At 66.8% G+C, this 17,046-nt stretch carries 17 protein-coding genes; 8 read left to right on the plus strand and 9 right to left on the minus strand.

Going from position 1 to position 17,046, the window contains the following annotated elements:
* Window positions 1–10: 10 nt before the first annotated feature.
* The 6 genes from C5B99_RS02930 to C5B99_RS02950 form a co-directional block, all read right to left on the minus strand.
* Window positions 11–1,096 (minus strand): hypothetical protein, encoded by a 1,086-nt coding sequence (locus C5B99_RS02930; protein WP_146081277.1) that lies wholly within the window; start codon window positions 1,094–1,096, stop codon window positions 11–13.
* An 11-nt stretch (window positions 1,097–1,107) separates the two neighbouring features.
* Window positions 1,108–1,938, minus strand: a complete 831-nt coding sequence (locus tag C5B99_RS02935) for a polysaccharide pyruvyl transferase family protein (protein ID WP_181064921.1) — start codon at window positions 1,936–1,938, stop codon at window positions 1,108–1,110.
* Between the two features lie 35 nt (window positions 1,939–1,973).
* A complete protein-coding gene (locus C5B99_RS19150) occupies window positions 1,974–3,272 on the minus strand; it encodes an O-antigen ligase (protein WP_181062865.1) in 1,299 nt (432 codons plus the stop codon).
* Window positions 3,273–3,351: 79 nt separating this feature from the next.
* Entirely contained in the window at window positions 3,352–4,173 is an 822-nt protein-coding gene (locus C5B99_RS02940; protein WP_104240294.1) for a polysaccharide pyruvyl transferase family protein, read from the minus strand.
* Window positions 4,164–5,096, minus strand: a complete 933-nt coding sequence (locus C5B99_RS02945; RefSeq protein ID WP_104240295.1) for a hypothetical protein — start codon at window positions 5,094–5,096, stop codon at window positions 4,164–4,166. The genes C5B99_RS02940 and C5B99_RS02945 overlap by 10 nt, the downstream gene beginning before the upstream one ends.
* 35 nt (window positions 5,097–5,131) lie before the next feature.
* A complete protein-coding gene (locus C5B99_RS02950; RefSeq protein ID WP_181062866.1) occupies window positions 5,132–6,613 on the minus strand; it encodes a lipopolysaccharide biosynthesis protein in 1,482 nt (493 codons plus the stop codon).
* Window positions 6,614–6,914: 301 nt separating this feature from the next.
* On the opposite strand from C5B99_RS02950, the gene C5B99_RS19155 reads away from it, so the two are divergent.
* The 8 genes from C5B99_RS19155 to C5B99_RS02990 all read left to right on the plus strand — a co-directional run bounded on the left by C5B99_RS19155 (window position 6,915) and on the right by C5B99_RS02990 (window position 15,462).
* Window positions 6,915–7,334 (plus strand): acyltransferase family protein, encoded by a 420-nt coding sequence (locus C5B99_RS19155; RefSeq protein ID WP_181064922.1) that lies wholly within the window; start codon window positions 6,915–6,917, stop codon window positions 7,332–7,334.
* 404 nt (window positions 7,335–7,738) lie between these two features.
* Window positions 7,739–9,577: a hypothetical protein gene (locus C5B99_RS02960; protein ID WP_104240297.1), complete on the plus strand. Its 1,839-nt coding sequence runs from the start codon at window positions 7,739–7,741 to the stop codon at window positions 9,575–9,577.
* An 81-nt stretch (window positions 9,578–9,658) separates the two neighbouring features.
* Entirely contained in the window at window positions 9,659–10,576 is a 918-nt protein-coding gene (locus C5B99_RS02965; protein ID WP_104240298.1) for a UTP--glucose-1-phosphate uridylyltransferase, read from the plus strand.
* Window positions 10,577–10,749: 173 nt separating this feature from the next.
* Window positions 10,750–12,234 (plus strand): phosphatase PAP2 family protein, encoded by a 1,485-nt coding sequence (locus tag C5B99_RS02970; protein WP_104240299.1) that lies wholly within the window; start codon window positions 10,750–10,752, stop codon window positions 12,232–12,234.
* A 187-nt stretch (window positions 12,235–12,421) separates the two neighbouring features.
* Window positions 12,422–12,808 carry a VOC family protein gene (locus C5B99_RS02975; protein ID WP_104240300.1) on the plus strand — a complete coding sequence of 129 codons (387 nt, stop codon included), beginning with the start codon at window positions 12,422–12,424 and terminating at the stop codon, window positions 12,806–12,808.
* Window positions 12,809–12,816: 8 nt separating this feature from the next.
* Entirely contained in the window at window positions 12,817–13,350 is a 534-nt protein-coding gene (locus tag C5B99_RS02980) for a DUF3995 domain-containing protein (protein ID WP_104240301.1), read from the plus strand.
* A 10-nt stretch (window positions 13,351–13,360) separates the two neighbouring features.
* A complete protein-coding gene (locus tag C5B99_RS02985) occupies window positions 13,361–14,080 on the plus strand; it encodes a response regulator transcription factor (RefSeq protein ID WP_104240302.1) in 720 nt (239 codons plus the stop codon).
* The gene (locus C5B99_RS02990) at window positions 14,080–15,462 is read left to right on the plus strand and encodes a HAMP domain-containing sensor histidine kinase (RefSeq protein ID WP_104240303.1); all 1,383 of its coding nucleotides are present in this window, start codon (window positions 14,080–14,082) and stop codon (window positions 15,460–15,462) included. Before C5B99_RS02985 ends, C5B99_RS02990 begins: the two co-directional genes overlap by 1 nt.
* Before the next feature lie 16 nt (window positions 15,463–15,478).
* On the opposite strand, the gene C5B99_RS02995 is transcribed toward C5B99_RS02990, so the two are convergent.
* From C5B99_RS02995 to C5B99_RS03005, 3 genes are read right to left on the minus strand one after another with little or no spacing between them, the layout of a single operon-like run.
* Window positions 15,479–15,736 (minus strand): type II toxin-antitoxin system RelE/ParE family toxin, encoded by a 258-nt coding sequence (locus C5B99_RS02995; RefSeq protein ID WP_104240304.1) that lies wholly within the window; start codon window positions 15,734–15,736, stop codon window positions 15,479–15,481.
* Window positions 15,733–15,996 (minus strand): type II toxin-antitoxin system Phd/YefM family antitoxin, encoded by a 264-nt coding sequence (locus tag C5B99_RS03000; protein ID WP_104240305.1) that lies wholly within the window; start codon window positions 15,994–15,996, stop codon window positions 15,733–15,735. Before C5B99_RS03000 ends, C5B99_RS02995 begins: the two co-directional genes overlap by 4 nt.
* A 55-nt stretch (window positions 15,997–16,051) precedes the next feature.
* Entirely contained in the window at window positions 16,052–17,014 is a 963-nt protein-coding gene (locus tag C5B99_RS03005; RefSeq protein WP_146081920.1) for a TAXI family TRAP transporter solute-binding subunit, read from the minus strand.
* Window positions 17,015–17,046: the final 32 nt, after the last annotated feature.

The following is a 17,046-nucleotide window of genomic DNA, read 5'->3' on the forward strand; positions in this document are numbered from 1 at the left end:
GAGCCTGCCCTCAGGCGGCTTGATCCGGAGCGGCGACTGCTGCGGCAACCCGCGCACGCATGTCCGCGGCTCGGGCGGCTCGGGCTCCGCGCAGCGCCCGGTACAGGCGCACGTGTGCGAGGCCGGTGGTCGCCCACGAGCGACGCTCGGAGAAGGCGGAGGCTGACGTGCGCCGTGCCGGGGCATCCCGGTAGGCGGCTTCCAGCACCTCGCCCGTGAGTGGTCCCTGGTAGAGCGTGAGGAGTTCCGACCCCACCTCTCGCTGGAGCGCGAGGTTGGAGGAGCTGACCGGCGCGAGCACGGGGCACCCGAAGCTCAGCGCGTAGATGAGGGCGCCCGAGTTGTACATCTGGAGGTACGGGAGCACCACGAGTCTGCTCTCGGCGAGCTGATCGAGAAGCTCGGGGTCTTCGACGAAGCGCGCATCGAACGCCGTGCCGGGATGCGCATCCGCGAGCTGCTGGATCGTGTGACGGTACTGCGCGTTCTTCGCGGCACCGAGGATGACCAGGCTCGACCCAGGCAGCCGCTGCTGCTCGTAGCTCTCGATGAGGGACTCGATGCCCTTGTAAGGGCGAACGAGGCCGAAGTGGAGGATCTGGTGCACCACGCGTTCCTGAGACGCCCAGCCCCCCTCCTTGTGCTGACGCAGAAGTGGGACGTAGTCCCCGTGGGGCACGGTGACCCCCAGCGAGAGGTCGTTGTCTTCTGAGCTGTTGAGGTAGATGCGCACGTCGACGGCCCGGATCAGGAGGTCGATCGCGAACGCTGTGGTCCGCCGCCCTGCTTCGTGGGGCTTGAGATTGTGCACCGTCCACACCAGCGTCTTGCGGGTGAGCCGGATGCGCAGGACCAGGGCGACCAGGAGGAAGGACTTCAGGAGCTCACGCGCGGCGGAGGGGGCGACGACAAGAGCGTCGGGCCAGTGCAGGTGGAAGATGTCCCAGCGTCCGATGAGCGCCGTCTTCCACGAGAAGAACTGCAGGTCGACGTCGTCGGCGAGCGCTTGTGCGAGAAATGCCGTGTACGGGTTCCCACCTCCGGGCGGCCGGTTGTAGGACATCAGCACTCTGGGCTTCGGGGGAACGCTCGACATGTTCAGTGCCCTCAGCTCGCCGTGGTCCACAGATCGGTGGGGAAGGCTGCCTCGAGGGGCGCGGGGTCCCAGGCGGCAAGCGGGGCCTCTGTCGAGGCAGTCCGGGCAGGAAGCAGCTGCAGAGCCTCGTCGAGGTTCGAGGCGATCGTCCAACTGCTCCTCCCAGTGCCGCGGAAGTAGTCCTCGTACTTGAAGACCGGCTCGACGGGAGAGGCGATGAGCACGACCGGCACGCCGAGCATCTCGGCGAAGACGAGTGCGTGGAGTGAGCTTGTGACGAGTGCTTCGCTGCCGGCGATGCGGGCTGCGATCTCGTCCACGGAGCGCCTGGGGCTGAAGAAGTCCGGGTGGCTGCGGTACTCCCGCGCGTCGTTGAGGTTCGGGATGACGCTCAAGCGCCGGGACGGGAGGAGCGGGTGCCGCGCGCGCAATCGGTCGCCCAGCAGCAGAGCCGGGTCGCCGTAGACCTCGGGGGCGTCGATGCCGCGCTCGCGGCGAAGCCATTCCCGGGTGAGTGGCCCCCGCACAGCGCGCACGTCGAGTCGAGTGAAGCGGTGGGCTTGCTCGACCGTCTTGCCGTTGACGCCGGTTCCCCAGATCACGTCGTTGTCGCCGGCGAAGTGCATGACGGATCCGACGGAGAAGAGCGTTCGCGTCGAGTCCACCGCCTGGTGGGGGGCCGAGCCGAGTCGGGACTCGGCGACCTGCGCGACGACCTGCGGGCCGATCAGGTCACCGAAGTTGTTCTTCCGGGGCCCGAACATGCGACCCGCGAGTCGCAGACGACGGTACCGGTGGGGGTTCCACATGAATGCGGGCACACCGTGGACGTGCTTGAGCACAGGCTTCTCCTGGAATGTTCGTTGGGAGGGAGTCGTCAGCGCAAGCGCAGACCCTTGGCAGCGGGACGGATCGGCAGGGCGGCGACCGGCGGCGGCAGTTCGACGGGCTTCTTCGCGAGCTTCCCGCTGAAGTAGCCGAATGTGAAGAACCAGATGTGGAGGACGAAACCTCCCGCGAATCCCCATCCGGTCAATCCGACGACAACCATCGCCATGGTTAGCGTAAAGAGCGCCAAACCAGAATCTGAGTGCTGATTCTTCCTGTTGTAATCGCGGAGGCCCTTGATGACCAGCGCAACCATCGGTCCGAAGAAGAGTAGTGCCCCTACGACGCCCTGTTCCGCGGTGATGTAGTAGAACACATTGTGCACGGGCCACCCGCGGGCGGTGAGCGCATCGAACTGGCCGAAGTAGGTGATGTAGTTTCCTGGCCCGATGCCGAGCATGAGATTTCTACCGATGTGCTCCTGCGCGACGGCAAGAAGGTGCTCTCGTTCTCCACCGAGTGGGTCCTGCTGGAAGCGGGCGAGGATGGCATCGAGAGAGAGCGCGCCCACGAGCGCGATCGCGCCGCCAAACCAGATTCGTCGCTTCATGACGCCCTTGCCACGCTGAAGAATGATCCAGAGACCGAGCATGCCGATCAGCGCGATGAAGTTCGTGCGGCTCGCGGAGAGGCCCACGCCCAGCAGGCCGGCGAGCATCGCGAACGTCGCTGCGCGAGCGACGACCTTGTCGGTGGACGTGCTCAGCGGCAGCGCGATCGCAGTCAGGCAGATGACGATCTTCCCCAGGTTCCCGGGGTGCCCAGCCGTGCCCGCCGAGCGTCCGGATTCGAGGATCGAAGCTTCAGAGACGGCCGCGAACCAGGAGAGGCCGAAGCTCTGGCCCAGCGCGATGAGCGCTTGGAAGCCGAGGATGGCGAGGATCGCGAAAGCAAGCCAACGTTCGAGATGAGGAGCTGTCTCGGCCCGTCCGACGAACGTCCCGACAAACCAGGCGAGAATCGCGACGAGGATGAGTGTTAGAGCGTCTCCCGAGACGTGCGGATTCGTCCAGCCGGTGGTCACCATGAGGATCAGGTAGGCCACCAACGGGATGAAGACGACAGGAATCGGTAGCCGCGGCTTGGCGAAGATGGCGATGATGACGCAGATGAAGAGGCTGACCGTGGACAACGGCACCGGGTCGAACCCGAACAGGTACACCTGGCTGCGTGGGAAGAGCGCAAGGCCCACGAGCGCGACAAGCGCGACGGTGGTCGTGGCTCCCGTGACGCGAAGGCCAATCAGTGTCGCGACGACGATGAGGATCGGCAGGAGGACTTCGGTCATCGAACCAATTCCTTTCTCGGTGCGTCAGCGCTCTGCTGACTTTCGGGTTCCTTCATACTCACAGGTCAGCGCCGCGCCGTCACGCGGAGGATGCGGATGCGATGCCGCGTTCGACGAGTTCGGCTCGAGTGGGGAACGCGAAGTCGTCGAGGGTCTTCTGAATGTGGACCGGGGAGCCGAGGCGAGGCTCGCGCAGGGCCTCGTCGATGGAGACGGGGGTCGACCAGGGGAGGTCGACTGATGCGAAGTAGTCCTGGTACTTGAGTTCAGGCTCGCCGTTGACCGGTGCCACGAGCTTGACGGGGCGTCCGAGCGCATGCGCGAAGATCAGCCCGTGGAGCGACGAGGTGTAGACGAACTCCGCGCGGAGGATCTCGCGAACCAGGTCCTCAGGCTCGCAGTCGATGCTGACGAGGGAGAACTCGCGGCGGCGGCGGAAGAGCGGCAGGTCGCGGTAGTGGGGGATGAAGATGACCCGACCCGCCTCGGCCTGAGTCTCGGAGCAGGTCTTGGCGTAGATGGACTCGACTGCGAGACCGGGGTCGAGCTGAGACGTGACGTTCGAGGTGTCGTACCCGGCTTCGTCGAGGGCTCGCATCGTCAGCGGGCCACGCACGGCGCGGATGTCGGAAGGCCCCTCAGCCACAGCAGGCAGCTCACGCCCCTTCGTCCCGACCCCGCACACGATGTCACCAGGCAGCGCGCGATGGATGACGGAACCGACGAGCAGCAGGCGCCCGCCGATGTCGGTCAGGTTGTCCGGCTCGGCGTCGTAGAGGAATCGTACGAGGTCTCGATTGAAGAGGTCGCCGGCGTTGCCGACCCGCAGCTTGCCTCGTCGGGGGATCGAGAAACGACGGGTCCGGTCGACCGGGTCCCAGTAGAACGTCTTTACTGCCACAGTGCCTGCTCCTCGATTTCCGCGATGCCGAATTTCACGTCATTGACTCCGTAGCTGAGCCGAACCGTCGACCCGAGGACATCGGCCCCGGCGAAGTAGCTTGCGCTCAGCAGATTGCGATTGTGGACGCCTCGTCGTGGGAGTGCGCTTGCGACCGAGTGCACCAGGCGGTGCGTCGAGAACTCCACCGTCGGTGTCGTCGTGTCGAGCCGAGAGATGCGCACGGGACGTCCGACGTAGGCGCGCTTGGACCGGATGGAGAAGCGCTCGTGCGCCATGAGCACGAGCGAGCCATCTGCGGTCAGGCAGGGCTGAGAGCCGATGGTGGTCGCTCGGGGAACCCTCACCGGGTACTGGGCGTCGTGCCGAGTGAGCTCGAAGGTGATGTCCGGCGTCTCGCCAACCTGCCCGTCGACGCGGAGGAGCGTCATGAGCGGTTGCAGGCTGTAGATGCCTCCAAGCTCCCCGTCGGAGAGCTGGTGGAACGCCCAGTTCTTCTCGATGCGCTGCCGTTCGGCGTTGGCGAGCTGCACCCGGCTCGGTGCGGACAGCAGGGGGGCGACCCTCATGATGAAGATGTCGTTCTGAGCTCCGCTCGGCCATCCCGTGTTGAAGGTCGCGAACACCCCGTCCTTCGTCGCGAAGAGCTTCGGGTCGGCGACCGGGGCGACCCCGTGCGAGCCTGCGTGGGCGGTGAGATCGACGACCGTCCAGTCGTCGCTCCCGACCGGGGCCGAGGCGAGATATGCCCGGAATGGCTTCTGGCCGCTCTCGTCGAGCGCTCGGAAGGAGACATGCAGTGCGTTGTCGCGCTCGAGGACGCACACGTTGAAGACGTCGCTCAGGCCAGCGTCGTGTGCTGCCGAACGCAGACTTGTCGACAGCGCCAGGTTCTGGCGTCTGACCAGCGTGCGAAAGACCATTCGAACGTGACTCCTCGTAGCACTGCGGGGGGATGTCACGCGGACCGGCGACGCAGTTTTCGTACCAGTCCGATGATCGTCGTCCGCTGCTCACGACCGGCGACGAACCACAGGACGCCGAGATACAGTGCGAACGCGGTGATGGCCGCTGGCACGGTGTACCCGACGACGCGGGGCTCAACCGCAGCCCACGGTGTCAGGTCGAGGATCAGCAGCAACGCGACCATCGGGACGGCGGCAATTGTACATCGGATGAGCTGCCCCATGTAGGGGCCGATGGCGATCGAGGCCTGCTTCGCAAGCAGCACGAGGCGCAGCGGCCAGAGCAGGATCACGCGGACGCTGCGGGAGAGCGCCACCCCCTGGATGCCGAACGGCAAGGCGACGAACAGCAGAATGACGCCCACGATGTTCTGGGCGAGCGCGAGTCCGAAGGCGGATTTCGCTCGACCTGCTGCGATGAGCACGCTTCCATCGAAGTAGGTCACGGAAACCAGGATGATCGACGGGATCAGGAGCTGGAACACCGGAATCGAGGCCACCCATTCCTCGCCGAAGAGGTAGGGGATGAAGTCCGGCGCGAGCAGCCCCAGGATGAGGAAGACCGGGATCGCGACTGCGGACGAGGCGAAGGTGAGGCTGCGCATGACCACGTTGGTCTTCGCGACGTCTCCCTGTGTTCGGGAGAAGGTGGTCAGCGAGACGCGGCCGACCACCGAGGTCACGAGCTCCGAGGTGATCGTGAGGATCCGCTGCGCGAAGAAGTAATAGCCGAGCGCGGTGGGATTGATGGCAGCGCCGATGACGAGCTTGTCGATGTTCGCCTGCGTCGCGCTGAGCAGCTCCACGCCGAGGACGCTGAAACCGATCGAGGCCATGGAGCGCAGCGAGGTCCAGGAGAACTCGAACTTGGGACGCCAGCGCGAGGCCGCCCAGAGCGTCACGAATCCGACGAAGCTCTGCACTAGGGCCTGCCCGACGAGCGCCCAGACGCCGTAGCCCATGATCGCCATGGGGACCGCGACGCCGGCGCCGGCCACCGTGCCCGCGAGCTTGCGGATGGAGAGCTGCTTGAAGTGGAAGTCGCGTTCGAGCAGTGCCGCCGGGGTGCTGCTCAGTGCGGCGAGCACGATCGCGATCGACTGCACACGCAGGACATCGCCAAGCTCCGGTTCGCCGAGCAGGAGCGCGATGAGCGGCGCGCTGAAGAAGAGGGCGACGTAGATGACGACGGAGATGCCGAGGCTGGTCCAGAAAGTCGTCGACGCGTCTTTGGGTTCCAGGGTGAGCCGCTGGACGAGCACCTTGTTGAAGCTCGAGTCGACGAACACCTGCAGGATCGCGGTGAAGACCGTGGAGAGGGCGAGGAGCCCGAAGTCTCCCGGTGCGATGAACCGAGCCAGGAGCGCGAAGACGCCGAGCGCGATGAACCGCGAGGCCCATCGCTCGAGGACGATCCATCCGATGCCGCGGACAGCTTTCGCGCCGATTCCGTCGTCGTCGGGTGCAACGGTCATGGTCTGGTGGCCTCCAACTGCTGGTAGCGCGAACCAAGCGGCCCGCATGACATTATCAGGGGCGTGCGGGCTTGGGTCCTACCTTCCCCGCCGTTGCGCTTCTGCTGGCTGGGCCGTCTGCGAGGCTCATCCCGCGAGAGTTGGACTGACGGCATTCTGTGCTCGTGGAAATTTCTCGCCCATATATCTCTTAGGCTCGTTTCCAAAGCGAGGTGCTTCGCACACCACCTGCTGCGGACCAAAGCGTCCGACTCGAGCAACCGCCCGAGAATCTGCCCTGTCGTGCACGAAAGTTGGTACCATGCGCGAATCGTGGATGGACGCGATGCGAGGGATCGCGATGCTGCTTGTGGTTCTCTTTCATGCTGGTACTGGTGTCGCCTACTTCGGGGATTTTTATCCGCGTGGAATTGATGTCTTCAACCAAGTGGTCGAGCCTTACCGAATGCCGGCGCTCATGTTCTTGTCCGGTATGTTGTTGCACAGATCGCTCTCCAAGTCGGCATCGCTGTACTTCGGGGGTAAAGCACGCAAGATCGCGTGGCCATACGTGCTTTGGAGCCTGATCGGCTTGATGTTAGCTGGCGACGTCATTTTCGCTGGGGCGCTGGTGCGCGCAGCACCGATCGGTGGTGGAGGTGTGGCTGCGACGCCCCTTTATCTGGATTATTGCTGTCGCTTCGGTTGCAGTCTCGTCATAGTTCAACGTGGTCGGGTTTAAAGTAGTGTGCGAACCAATTTTCGTGCTTGGGGTTCTTGGGTTCATCTACTTGGCGATGAGCTGGGTCCCACTCATCTCAACTGGGAAGCCTGCGCAATTTCTAGAATATCCTGTTGTGAATTCGATTGTCTTGTGTATCATTCACCTCTTTGCGATTAGCGTTGCGGGAACACTGCCGGCGATGGTGGATGCAATCGACACGTATATGCAGTATTCGATATTCGTGATCTTTGGGCTTGGGTCAGGGATACTTCTCATGCGGGGTGGCAACCGTGGCTGAATGGACTGTTTGTGTGGCCGTTTAGTCGCCGTGTTTCTGTGTTGTGGAGGCCGCAATTCAAGTGTGTTCGTCAAATAGCGCTTCATCCACTAGGCTCCTGGTATCCCCCGACGTTGGAGCCCCTATGAAGAAGTTCCACGCCCTTGTCTGCGCGATGCTCGCCGGACTCCTCGTCGGAGGCCTCGCCGCAGCCCCCGCAGCGGCAGAGCCTGCCCTGGTGGCGCAGGTTGCCAGCGAGGAGCCCGAGCTGCTCTCCCTCGAGATCGTGTCCTCCCTCAAGGTCAAGGGAGGCGAAGAGATCCGATTCAACTGGACCGTTCGCAGCAAAGCGGACATCGACTCCTCTTACGTGAGCCTGCAAGCTGTAACCCCGAAGAGAGGGGAGCAGGACTATCAGGACGTTGGCTTCGACGTCACGGAGCCGACCACGCGGGACGGGGACATCGTCTCCGGAACGGACTCGCTCGTCGTGGGCGGGTCGTCTTGGGGTGCGCGCACTTGGTACGTCTCCGTCTTCCGGTTCGTTGATGTCGAAGGCAACATCCTCTTCGCGTACCACGGCGACAACGACACGGTCGCGAATGTCCCGAGGATCCACGTCGATGGCAGGAATGGTGACAAGGACGGCCCCGAGCTCTTGTCTGTGTCCATGGACCCGCCTGGCGACCTGGTGCTGGGCGACCAGTTCACCATCGACTACACCGCACGGGACCCAGCCGGGGTTGCGAGCGTCGGCTTCACCGTCTCTACTCCCGATGGGTCCGAGCGGGCAGCGGGGTCCGCGCCGGACCGCGTCGACGGGGACATCGTCTCTGGAACGGTCACCTTCACGGTCGATCGACCGTATTGGAGGATCAGCGAGTACACAGTGGTGAGTTCACGGCTGCGCGACTCGTTCGACAACGCGCGGGTGATCAACGCGACAGACAACGCGATGCTCACCGCGCTGCCGTCCTTCAACGTGACCTACATCGGGGGGCCTGACAACACGCCTCCCGAGTTCGTGACCGCGAGGTTCCTCTCGCCTCAGATCATCTGGGGTCAGCAGGAAGTGCTCGTCGAATGGCGGGCTCGAGACGACAGCGAGATCCAGGACATGGTGGTCATCCTCGAAGGTCCGGATGGCGAGGAGTACGTGATGTACAACCGTGGTCTGATTCCCCGGACGAAGGACGCAGACGGCCTGTTCACCAGCATTGCGTTCACCCACTTCGAGCCTCCCGCGGGCCCGGACGGAACCTACACGGTCACCGGCATCGCTTTCAGGGACATCTACTACAACATCAGCGTCGTGAACGCGGAAGACAACTGCATCCTCGCGTCCCTGCCCACCTTCACCTTCCTCGGCTACGAGGTCACCGAGCCCCCGACGCCCACGGCTGCCCCGACGCCCAGCGAAACCGAGGTGCCGGCGGTGTGCCAGACGGCCGCCCCCACCGAGTCGCCGGTTCCGACGGAGACTGCTGTTCCGACGGGGACGGCGCTTCCGACGGAGACTGCTGTTCCAACTGAGACGGCGCTTCCGACCGAGACGACGCCTCCGAGCGAGACGGCTGCCCCGACGGAGACGGCCGTTCCGACGGAGACGACGACAGCGACCGCCACGCCCACTTCAACCCAGGCGCCGACCGCCTCGGCCCCGCCGGAGACGGCTCCTCCCACCCAGTCCACGGAACCGGTGCCCGGCGAAACCGAGCCCGAGCCCACCTGGTGGGCAACGCCGACCGTGCATCCAGTGCCATCCGAATCCGCGACCCAACCAGCGGCCCCTGGATCTCCGTCCGCATCATCGACCGCTGGCGTGCCGGCGGCGACCGCAGCACCGACGGATGGCGGAACAGGCCTCGCGACGACCGGAACCGACGGAGGCGGCCCTTGGCCGATCTTCCTCGCCGGGAGCGGCCTGCTCCTCGGGGCTGCCTTGTTCCTCGGGCGGCGGATGCCCACGAAGTCGCAGAAGTAGCGGACCTGCCGCGAAACGCGCAGGACCTCGCGGACCGGGCTTCGAAACCTCCTGGATACCGAATTCCAATACGCTAGCTCCATGCGCGCACCAATAACCAAGGCTGTCATCCCCGCGGCAGGCCTCGGGACTCGCTTCCTGCCTGCCACGAAGGCCATCCCGAAAGAGATGCTCCCCGTCGTCGACCGCCCCGCCATCCAGTACGTCGTGGAGGAGGCTGTCGAGGCCGGCCTCTCCGACGTGCTCATGATCACCGGCAGACACAAGGCGTCGCTCGAGAACCACTTCGACCGCGTGGCCGAACTCGAGACGCTCCTCGCGGCTCGCGGTGAGCACGAGAAGCTCGCCCGCGTGAACGCCGCGACCAACCTCGCCGACGTGCACTACCTCCGTCAGGGCGACCCGCTCGGCCTCGGCCACGCCGTGCTGCGCGCCAAGCAGCACATCGGCCACGAGCCGTTCGCCGTGCTCCTCGGCGACGACATCATGTCCTCCGGCGGATCCCTGCTCAAACGCATGATCGAGGTGCACGAGCAGACCGGCGCCAGCGTCGTCGCGCTCCAGGAGATCGACCTCGACCAGATCTCCGCGTATGGAGTCGCCGCCTACGACACGAGCATCCCGCGTGAACAGGGCGTCGTCGGCCCCGACACGATCCAGCTGACCGGGCTCGTCGAGAAGCCTGCCCGTGAAGACGCACCCTCGAACCTCGCCGTCATCGGTCGCTACCTGCTGCGCCCCGAGGTCTTCGAGGTCCTCGAGCGCACAGCCCCCGGCCGCGGCGGGGAGATCCAGCTCACCGACGCCCTCGAGGTGCTCGCCGGCGACCCCGAGGCGTTCGGCGGAGTCGTGGGCGTCGTCTACGGCGGACGCCGCTACGACACCGGCAACAAGCTCGAGTACATCAAGGCGACCGTCGAGCTCGCGAGCCAGGACCCGAAGCTCGGCCCCGAGCTCCGCCCTTGGCTGCAGTCCTTCGCGGCGCAGATCGCCGACTGAGCCGAGACGATCACGAGACGGGGACCCCGCGCAGGACGCGCCGGGTCCCCGTTCTGCTTCTCGCCGATCTCCGCGCCCTCGTTCACTAGCCGGTCACCTAGTGGACATCGGCTGATTTCCCCGGGCCTCTACGCTCGCCGGGTTCATCCCCCGACCGTTAGGCCGAACCCCGCATGCGCATCACGACGTCACGACGACGCCTCGCTTCCACCATCGCTGTGACGACCGGGCTGGGGGTGCTCCTCTCCGGCTTCGGCGCGGGGGCAGCATCCGCCGCCGAGCCGTTCACCGACGACCAGCTCGCCTACGACTACCCGTCGAACGCCGAGTACGACTACGTGCCGATCATGGACCAGTTCTCCTGGCTCGTCACCGACCGCGCCGACATCATCGCGCTCAACGACAGCCAGACCGTCGACATCAACACCTCGACCACCCCCGAGCAGGTCGAGCGCGCGATCGTCGACCAGTACGACGACATGTCGGTCTCCATGGCCGACGGCCTCGGCGAGAACCTCGGTGCGATCTACACCGAGGCGCGCCTCGCGGGCGAGCTCCCGAAGATCGACGCACTCCTCGCGAAGAGCGGCGGCCTCGTCGGCTACTACTCCTCGTCGAACCCGTCGAAGAACTACTTCGACTACGACCGCCCTTACATCCGCTTCCCCGAGCTGCTCCAATACCGCGACAAGGAGGGCGGCGACGCCTGGGACTCCACGAGCGGCGCCTACCCCAGCGGTCACACCTCGCAGGCGTACTGGCAGGGCACGTCGCTCTCGATGATGCTGCCAGAGCTCGCCCCGCAGATCCTCGCCCGCACCTCCGAAGCCGGGAACAACCGCATCGTCATGGCAGCGCACTACCCGCTCGATGTGATGAGCGGACGCATGATGGGCCAGCACATCGTCGAGCGCCGCATGAGCGACCCGGCGTTCCGTGAGCTCTTCGCCGAGGCCGAGGCCGAGCTGCGCGGCGTGCTCGAGGCCGGATGCGGCGCCGCCCTCGCCGACTGCATCGAAGCCGACACCCCGTACCTCTCCGAGGACGACGCCCTCGCGCTCTACGAGCAGCGCATGTCGTACGACTTCCCGCAGATCGCGCCCGCCGGGGAAGCCGTGACGATCCCCGCGAACGCCGAGTCGCTGCTCATCACGAGCCACCCCGACCTCACGCCCGAGCAGCGCCGCCAGGTGCTCGAGCTCACCGCGCTCGACTCCGGCTACCCGCTCGATGAGGGCGCAGAAGGCAGCTGGCAGCGCCTCAACCTGGCCGCCGCCATGGCAGCTCAGGTCGAGGTCGACGCCGACGGGAACATCAGCCTCGTCGACGCAGGAGCCGAGCAGCCCGAGCCCAGTACGCCGGGCACCGCCGAGCCCACCGTGACCCCAGCCCCGACGGTGGCGCCCACCGCCACCACGGAGCCCACCGCGTCCGCGACTGCGGCGCCTACCGCCTCGGCGACGACCACGCCCTCCGCCTCCGCCACGTCGACGACCGCACCGGTCGCTGGCGGCGGCAACGCCGACAACGGCTCGGACGCGCTCGCGACAACCGGCGCCGAGAACGTCGGCGCTGGCATCCTCGCCGCATTCGCGCTGCTCGCGACCGGTCTGACCGCACTCGTCGTGCGGAAGCGCTCCGCGAAGACGAACAGCTAGCAGACGGCGAGAACACGAGGCCCGCAGGCCCGCCGCGCCCGGAGCATCCACCAGCTGTCGGGGCGGCAGGCCTGCGGGCTTCGTCTGCCGCTGATCGACTCGAGGCCGGCCGGTCCGCCCCACCGAACTTCCTGCGCATCCACGGCAACCACTGGCGTCGTCGTTCACCTCGCGGTGGACTTGACCCATGGCAAAGACAACACGCGTGCTCAGCGTCTCGGTTCCCGTCTCCGACGTGGACGCGGCGCTCGCCTTCTACACGGACGTGCTCGGCTGCGAGCTCGTCATGGACGTCGAAGCATGGCCAGGCGCCCGCTACGTCGAGGTGCTCCCGCCTGGCTCGAGCGTCGGCATCGTCCTGCTCCCGCACGACAGCGAGATCCCCATCGCCGTGCGCCTCGGCACCACCGACGCGCAGGAGGCACACGACCGGATCAAGGCCAGCGGCGTCGAGCTCCACAACGCCGAAGTGCTGCGCTGGGAGAGCGTTGCACCCATGTTCTCGTTCGAAGACCCAGACGGCAACGGGCTCGTCTACCTGGAGGACCAGCCCGGCCAGACACCGGGGGAGTAGGGGCGCGGATGCGCGAAGACACCCGCACCCGCACCCGCCGCTCGCGCAACGCCGCACGCATCCTCGTGCTGGCCGCTGCCGTCATCGGCGTCGTGCACGCCGCCTTCAGCGCCTCCTGGGCGCTCGGCGGAACCTGGCTGCTGTCGACCATCGGGGCGATCGCCGTCGAGTTCTCGAGGCGAGAACCACTGGAGTCCGGCCTCCTGCTGGGCACCGTCGCGCTGGTCAAGCTGCTCGCCGCCCTCATTCCCGTCGCTCTCGACGCGCAGCGGATGCCGTGGCCGAGAGTGTGGCGCGCCATCTGCTGGGTGGGCGGCCCCGGCATCGTGCTCTACGGGCTCGTCAACATCGTCGCGAGCGGCGCCGTGCTGCTCGGGGTACTCGTGCCCGAAGGCGGCTACGACCGGGATGCCATGATCGGGCACGCCCTCCTCTGGGACCCGCTCTTCCTCCTCTGGGGGCTCGCCCTCACCGGCTGGCTCTGGCTCACGAGGCCAGTGGCCCGGAGAGTGCCACCGACCCCCGAGAGACGCGTCAAATAAACTCGACCCCATGCGCGTGCTGCTCTGCGAAGACGACGACCAGTTGGCAAGGGGGCTGAGCCGCGCTCTCAAGCACGCCGGACATCGCGTCACGCGGGCCGCCGACGTCGCAGAAGCCCTCGCCTGCATCCGCGACGAAGTGCCCGAGCTGGCACTCGTCGACATGTCCCTCCCCGACGGGCTCGGCACGCAGATCATCGCGAAGCTGCGCCAACATCCGGCCGTCGGCATCATCGTCGTCAGCGCGCACGGCCGCGAGCAGGACCGCATCGCGGGGCTCCGCGCCGGCGCCGACGACTACGTCACCAAGCCCTTCAGCGTCGCCGAGCTGCTCGTCCGCATCGAAGGCCTCGCTCGGCGCACCCGCGAGATGCGCCGCTCCACGAGCATCCCCGAGTCTTCCGTCATCGAAGTCGGGATGCTGCGCCTCGACACCGAGACGCGCACCGCGACCATCACCCCAGATGACGGCGCCACCCCCACCGCTCAGGCGCTCACGCAGAAGGAGTTCGAGATCCTCCGGCTCCTCGCGGCGCGGGCAGGACAGCCGGTGACGCGCGAGGACCTCCTCGACCGCGTCTGGGAGAGCAGCGTCGAGACCGGCACCCGCTCGCTCGACACCCACATGGCCACACTGCGCAGCAAGCTCGGCGACACCGTCACCATCACCACCCTCCGGGGCGTCGGCTACAGCCTGACGGCACCCGCCAACCCGGACGGGCCCACCTGATGCACCGGCGACTCGTGCTGTGCGCCGTCCCGCTGCTCGTGCTGCTGCTCATCATGATCGCCGTGCCCACCGCCGTCACGATCGCCGACCGCCACTCGGCGGAGCTCACCAACGACCGCCTCAACGATGCCGCCCGCTTCTCGACCGCCGCCTACACGGCCATCGGCACCGATCCCGTCCGCCTCCAGGCCGAGCTCGACGACTACGCCGAGCTCTTCGACACCCCCACCTGGCTCCTCAACCGCGACGGGCAGATCATCCACTCGGCGGGCCTGCCCTACGCGGTCGACGACGCCGACCTCGCGCTCGTGGACGCCGCCCTCTCCGGGCAATCGCCCGACATCACCACCACCGTCTGGCCGTGGGGGCCAGAGCGGCTCACGATCGTCGCCCCAGTCGGCCGCGACTCGCAGGTCGTCGGCGCCCTCGTCTTCGACGTGCCCACCGAAACGGCCCGCGCCACGATCCTGACCGAATGGCTCATCCTCGCCGCAGGGCTGCTCGTTCCCGGCGCCGTCGCCTTCTGGCTGCTCTGGCCCATGTCTCGGTGGATCCTCCGCCCCGTGCAAGAACTCGAACGCTCCGTCGACGCCGTCGCGCGCGGCGACCTCGACGCGAAGGCCGGCACCGACGCGGGCCCGAGCGAACTGCGGCTCCTCGCGTCCACCTTCAACTCCATGGTCGGCACCGTCTCCGCGACCGTCACGAGGCAGCAGGAGTTCGTGTCGGATGCGTCGCACCAGCTGCGCACGCCCCTCGCCTCCACGCGCATCTCGGTCGAGAACCTCGAGCCGTACCTCCGCGACGACGTCGAAGCCCGAGAGGTGCACGCCGAAGCCATCGAGACCATCGACCGCATGACCGGCACCGTCGCGGGACTGCTCGACGCGACCCAGTTCCAGAGCCGGCCGCCGCGCATCGCGGCGATCGGCGACGCGCTCGCCGGGGCGGCGTTCCGGTGGGCAGAAGCCGGAGCGCGAGCCGGCATCGCCGTGCAGACCGTGCACCTCCAGGGGGAGACGCTGGAAGTGCAGGAGCCGGCCGGCGGCCTCGACGCCGTCGTGAGCGAGCTCGTCACCAACGCCATCAAGCTCTCCGGCGGCACCGAGGTGCGTGTCGCTGGCAGGCCGGACATCGGCTCGCGCAGCTACGTGGTCACGGTCGACGACAACGGCATCGGGCTCGCATCTGACGACCGCGAGCATGCCACGCAGCGCTTCTGGCGCTCACCCCGCACCAGCAACCTGCCGGGAACCGGCCTCGGCCTGAGCATCGTCGCGCAAGCCCTGCGAGATATCGGGGGCGGGCTGACGCTCGCGGATGCGCCCGGCGGCGGCCTCCGCGTCGAAGCCGCGGTGCCCCTGGCGGAATCTCAGTCCTAGCCGAGCGGAGCATCTGCTAGCGATAGACCTCGCGACGGTGCGCGGCACGCACGATTGTGATGACGAGTTCCTCGTCGTAGATGTCGTAGATGACGCGGTAGTCGCCGATGCGAACTCGCCACGCGGTCTCCTCGCCCACCAGCTTGCGAGCCCCTTGCGGGCGTGGTGTTTCCGACAGCGACTGGATCGCATCCAGCACGCGCAGTTGGACTGGGCGAGTCAGTTTGCGGACCTGTTTTGCGGCGGCCGAGGTGAACTCGACGCGGTAGGTCACGCGCCGAGCTCACCGCGAAGCTCATCGAGGGAAACCCGGTCGCCATCATCTGCCGCTTTCGCATGGCGATACGACTCAACATCGCCATGCATCTCGAACGACTCCAGAGCTTCGAGGTCCGCGACGCTGACGACGACTGCGGCGAGCTTGCCGTTCCGAGTCACTCCCACCCGTTCACCGGCATACATGGCCCGACCGAGCACGTCGGAGAGCTGCTCGCGAAGTTCTCGGGTGCTGATCTCACGCGTTACGGAGTCCATGTGTCAAGAGTAGACGTTGTGTACACAGTTGTCACCGGTTGCTGGCGAGTGGCCCCTATGGCTTGTTCGCCGTGAACCAGCCGGCGGCCCCGGGATGCAGCGCGATGGGAGTCGTCCCCGCGCCCGTCCGAGGGTTGATCTGTCCCGCCTCAGGGCGCACGTGCGACAACGCATCCGAGTTCTCGAACAGGCAGGCGGTGAGGAACTCGGCCAGCGAATCCGCCATGCCAGGCCTCACCGCGAGCACCGTCGGCACCGCGAGCGTCGTCGCCGCCTGCAGGCCCTCGTACATCGTCGACGGGATCGTGACCGGGAAGTACACGAGCGAGAAGCGGTCGATGAGATGCTCCGCGTTCGCGCCGACGTCGATGAAGCGCACCCGCTGCCCGGCGCCGATCTCGCTGATCGCAGGGGTGGGCATGCCCGTGAGGCTCGCCGCCGCCTCGACCGCGCCGCCCGCGAGCGCCGCCACGGAATCGGCCTGCGAAAGGCTCACGTAGTCCGCCTCGACGCCCAACTCGTCCAGGATCGCCGACGTCGTGAAGCGGGTGCCAGACAGCTCGAGTCCCCCCGCGATGGTCTTGCCATGCAGGCCCCGCAGGTCGGTGATGTCCGAGTCCTCCGGAACCACGAGGTGCAGCACCGAATCGAAGACACGCGCAAGCGCTACGATCTCGCCCCCGAACTCCGCAGCGACATCGACGTTGATGAGCGCCGCATCCACCTCGCCCGAGCTCAGCAGCTGCGCGTTCTCGAGCGACGAGGCGGTGTCGCGCACCAGCATCTCGCCGGCCGGCCACGAGGCGTTCACCGCGTCGGCGTAGGCCGCCCCGATCTCCCGGAACACCGCCCCCTCTGGGCCGGTCGCGAGCGTCAGCACCTGCCCGGAAGGCTTCGGCGAGGCGCACGCCGTGAGCGCAAGCGAAGACAGCGTGGCCGCCGCGCCTCCCAGGAACGCTCGCCGCGTGAGGCCGCCTGCTGGCAGCTCAACCGACGACATCCACGGTGCAAACGCCACGGTTCGAGCCTAACAAGCGGGCATCCGCGACC

The sequence above is a fragment of the Pseudoclavibacter sp. Z016 genome (genome assembly GCF_002931215.1).
GTDB lineage: Bacteria > Actinomycetota > Actinomycetes > Actinomycetales > Microbacteriaceae > Pseudoclavibacter.

Coding starts and splice junctions, on each gene's coding strand:
- C5B99_RS02975 (WP_104240300.1), top strand. CDS start 12,422: ATGGCAAAGACAACACGCGTGCTCAGCGTCTCGGTTCCCGTCTCCGAC.
- C5B99_RS03000 (WP_104240305.1), bottom strand. CDS start 15,996: ATGGACTCCGTAACGCGTGAGATCAGCACCCGAGAACTTCGCGAGCAG.
- C5B99_RS02985 (WP_104240302.1), top strand. CDS start 13,361: ATGCGCGTGCTGCTCTGCGAAGACGACGACCAGTTGGCAAGGGGGCTG.
- C5B99_RS02990 (WP_104240303.1), top strand. CDS start 14,080: ATGCACCGGCGACTCGTGCTGTGCGCCGTCCCGCTGCTCGTGCTGCTG.
- C5B99_RS19155 (WP_181064922.1), top strand. CDS start 6,915: ATGCGCGAATCGTGGATGGACGCGATGCGAGGGATCGCGATGCTGCTT.
- C5B99_RS02970 (WP_104240299.1), top strand. CDS start 10,750: ATGCGCATCACGACGTCACGACGACGCCTCGCTTCCACCATCGCTGTG.
- C5B99_RS02960 (WP_104240297.1), top strand. CDS start 7,739: ATGAAGAAGTTCCACGCCCTTGTCTGCGCGATGCTCGCCGGACTCCTC.
- C5B99_RS02965 (WP_104240298.1), top strand. CDS start 9,659: ATGCGCGCACCAATAACCAAGGCTGTCATCCCCGCGGCAGGCCTCGGG.
- C5B99_RS02930 (WP_146081277.1), bottom strand. CDS start 1,096: ATGTCGAGCGTTCCCCCGAAGCCCAGAGTGCTGATGTCCTACAACCGG.
- C5B99_RS02945 (WP_104240295.1), bottom strand. CDS start 5,096: ATGGTCTTTCGCACGCTGGTCAGACGCCAGAACCTGGCGCTGTCGACA.
- C5B99_RS19150 (WP_181062865.1), bottom strand. CDS start 3,272: ATGACCGAAGTCCTCCTGCCGATCCTCATCGTCGTCGCGACACTGATT.
- C5B99_RS02950 (WP_181062866.1), bottom strand. CDS start 6,613: ATGACCGTTGCACCCGACGACGACGGAATCGGCGCGAAAGCTGTCCGC.
- C5B99_RS02980 (WP_104240301.1), top strand. CDS start 12,817: ATGCGCGAAGACACCCGCACCCGCACCCGCCGCTCGCGCAACGCCGCA.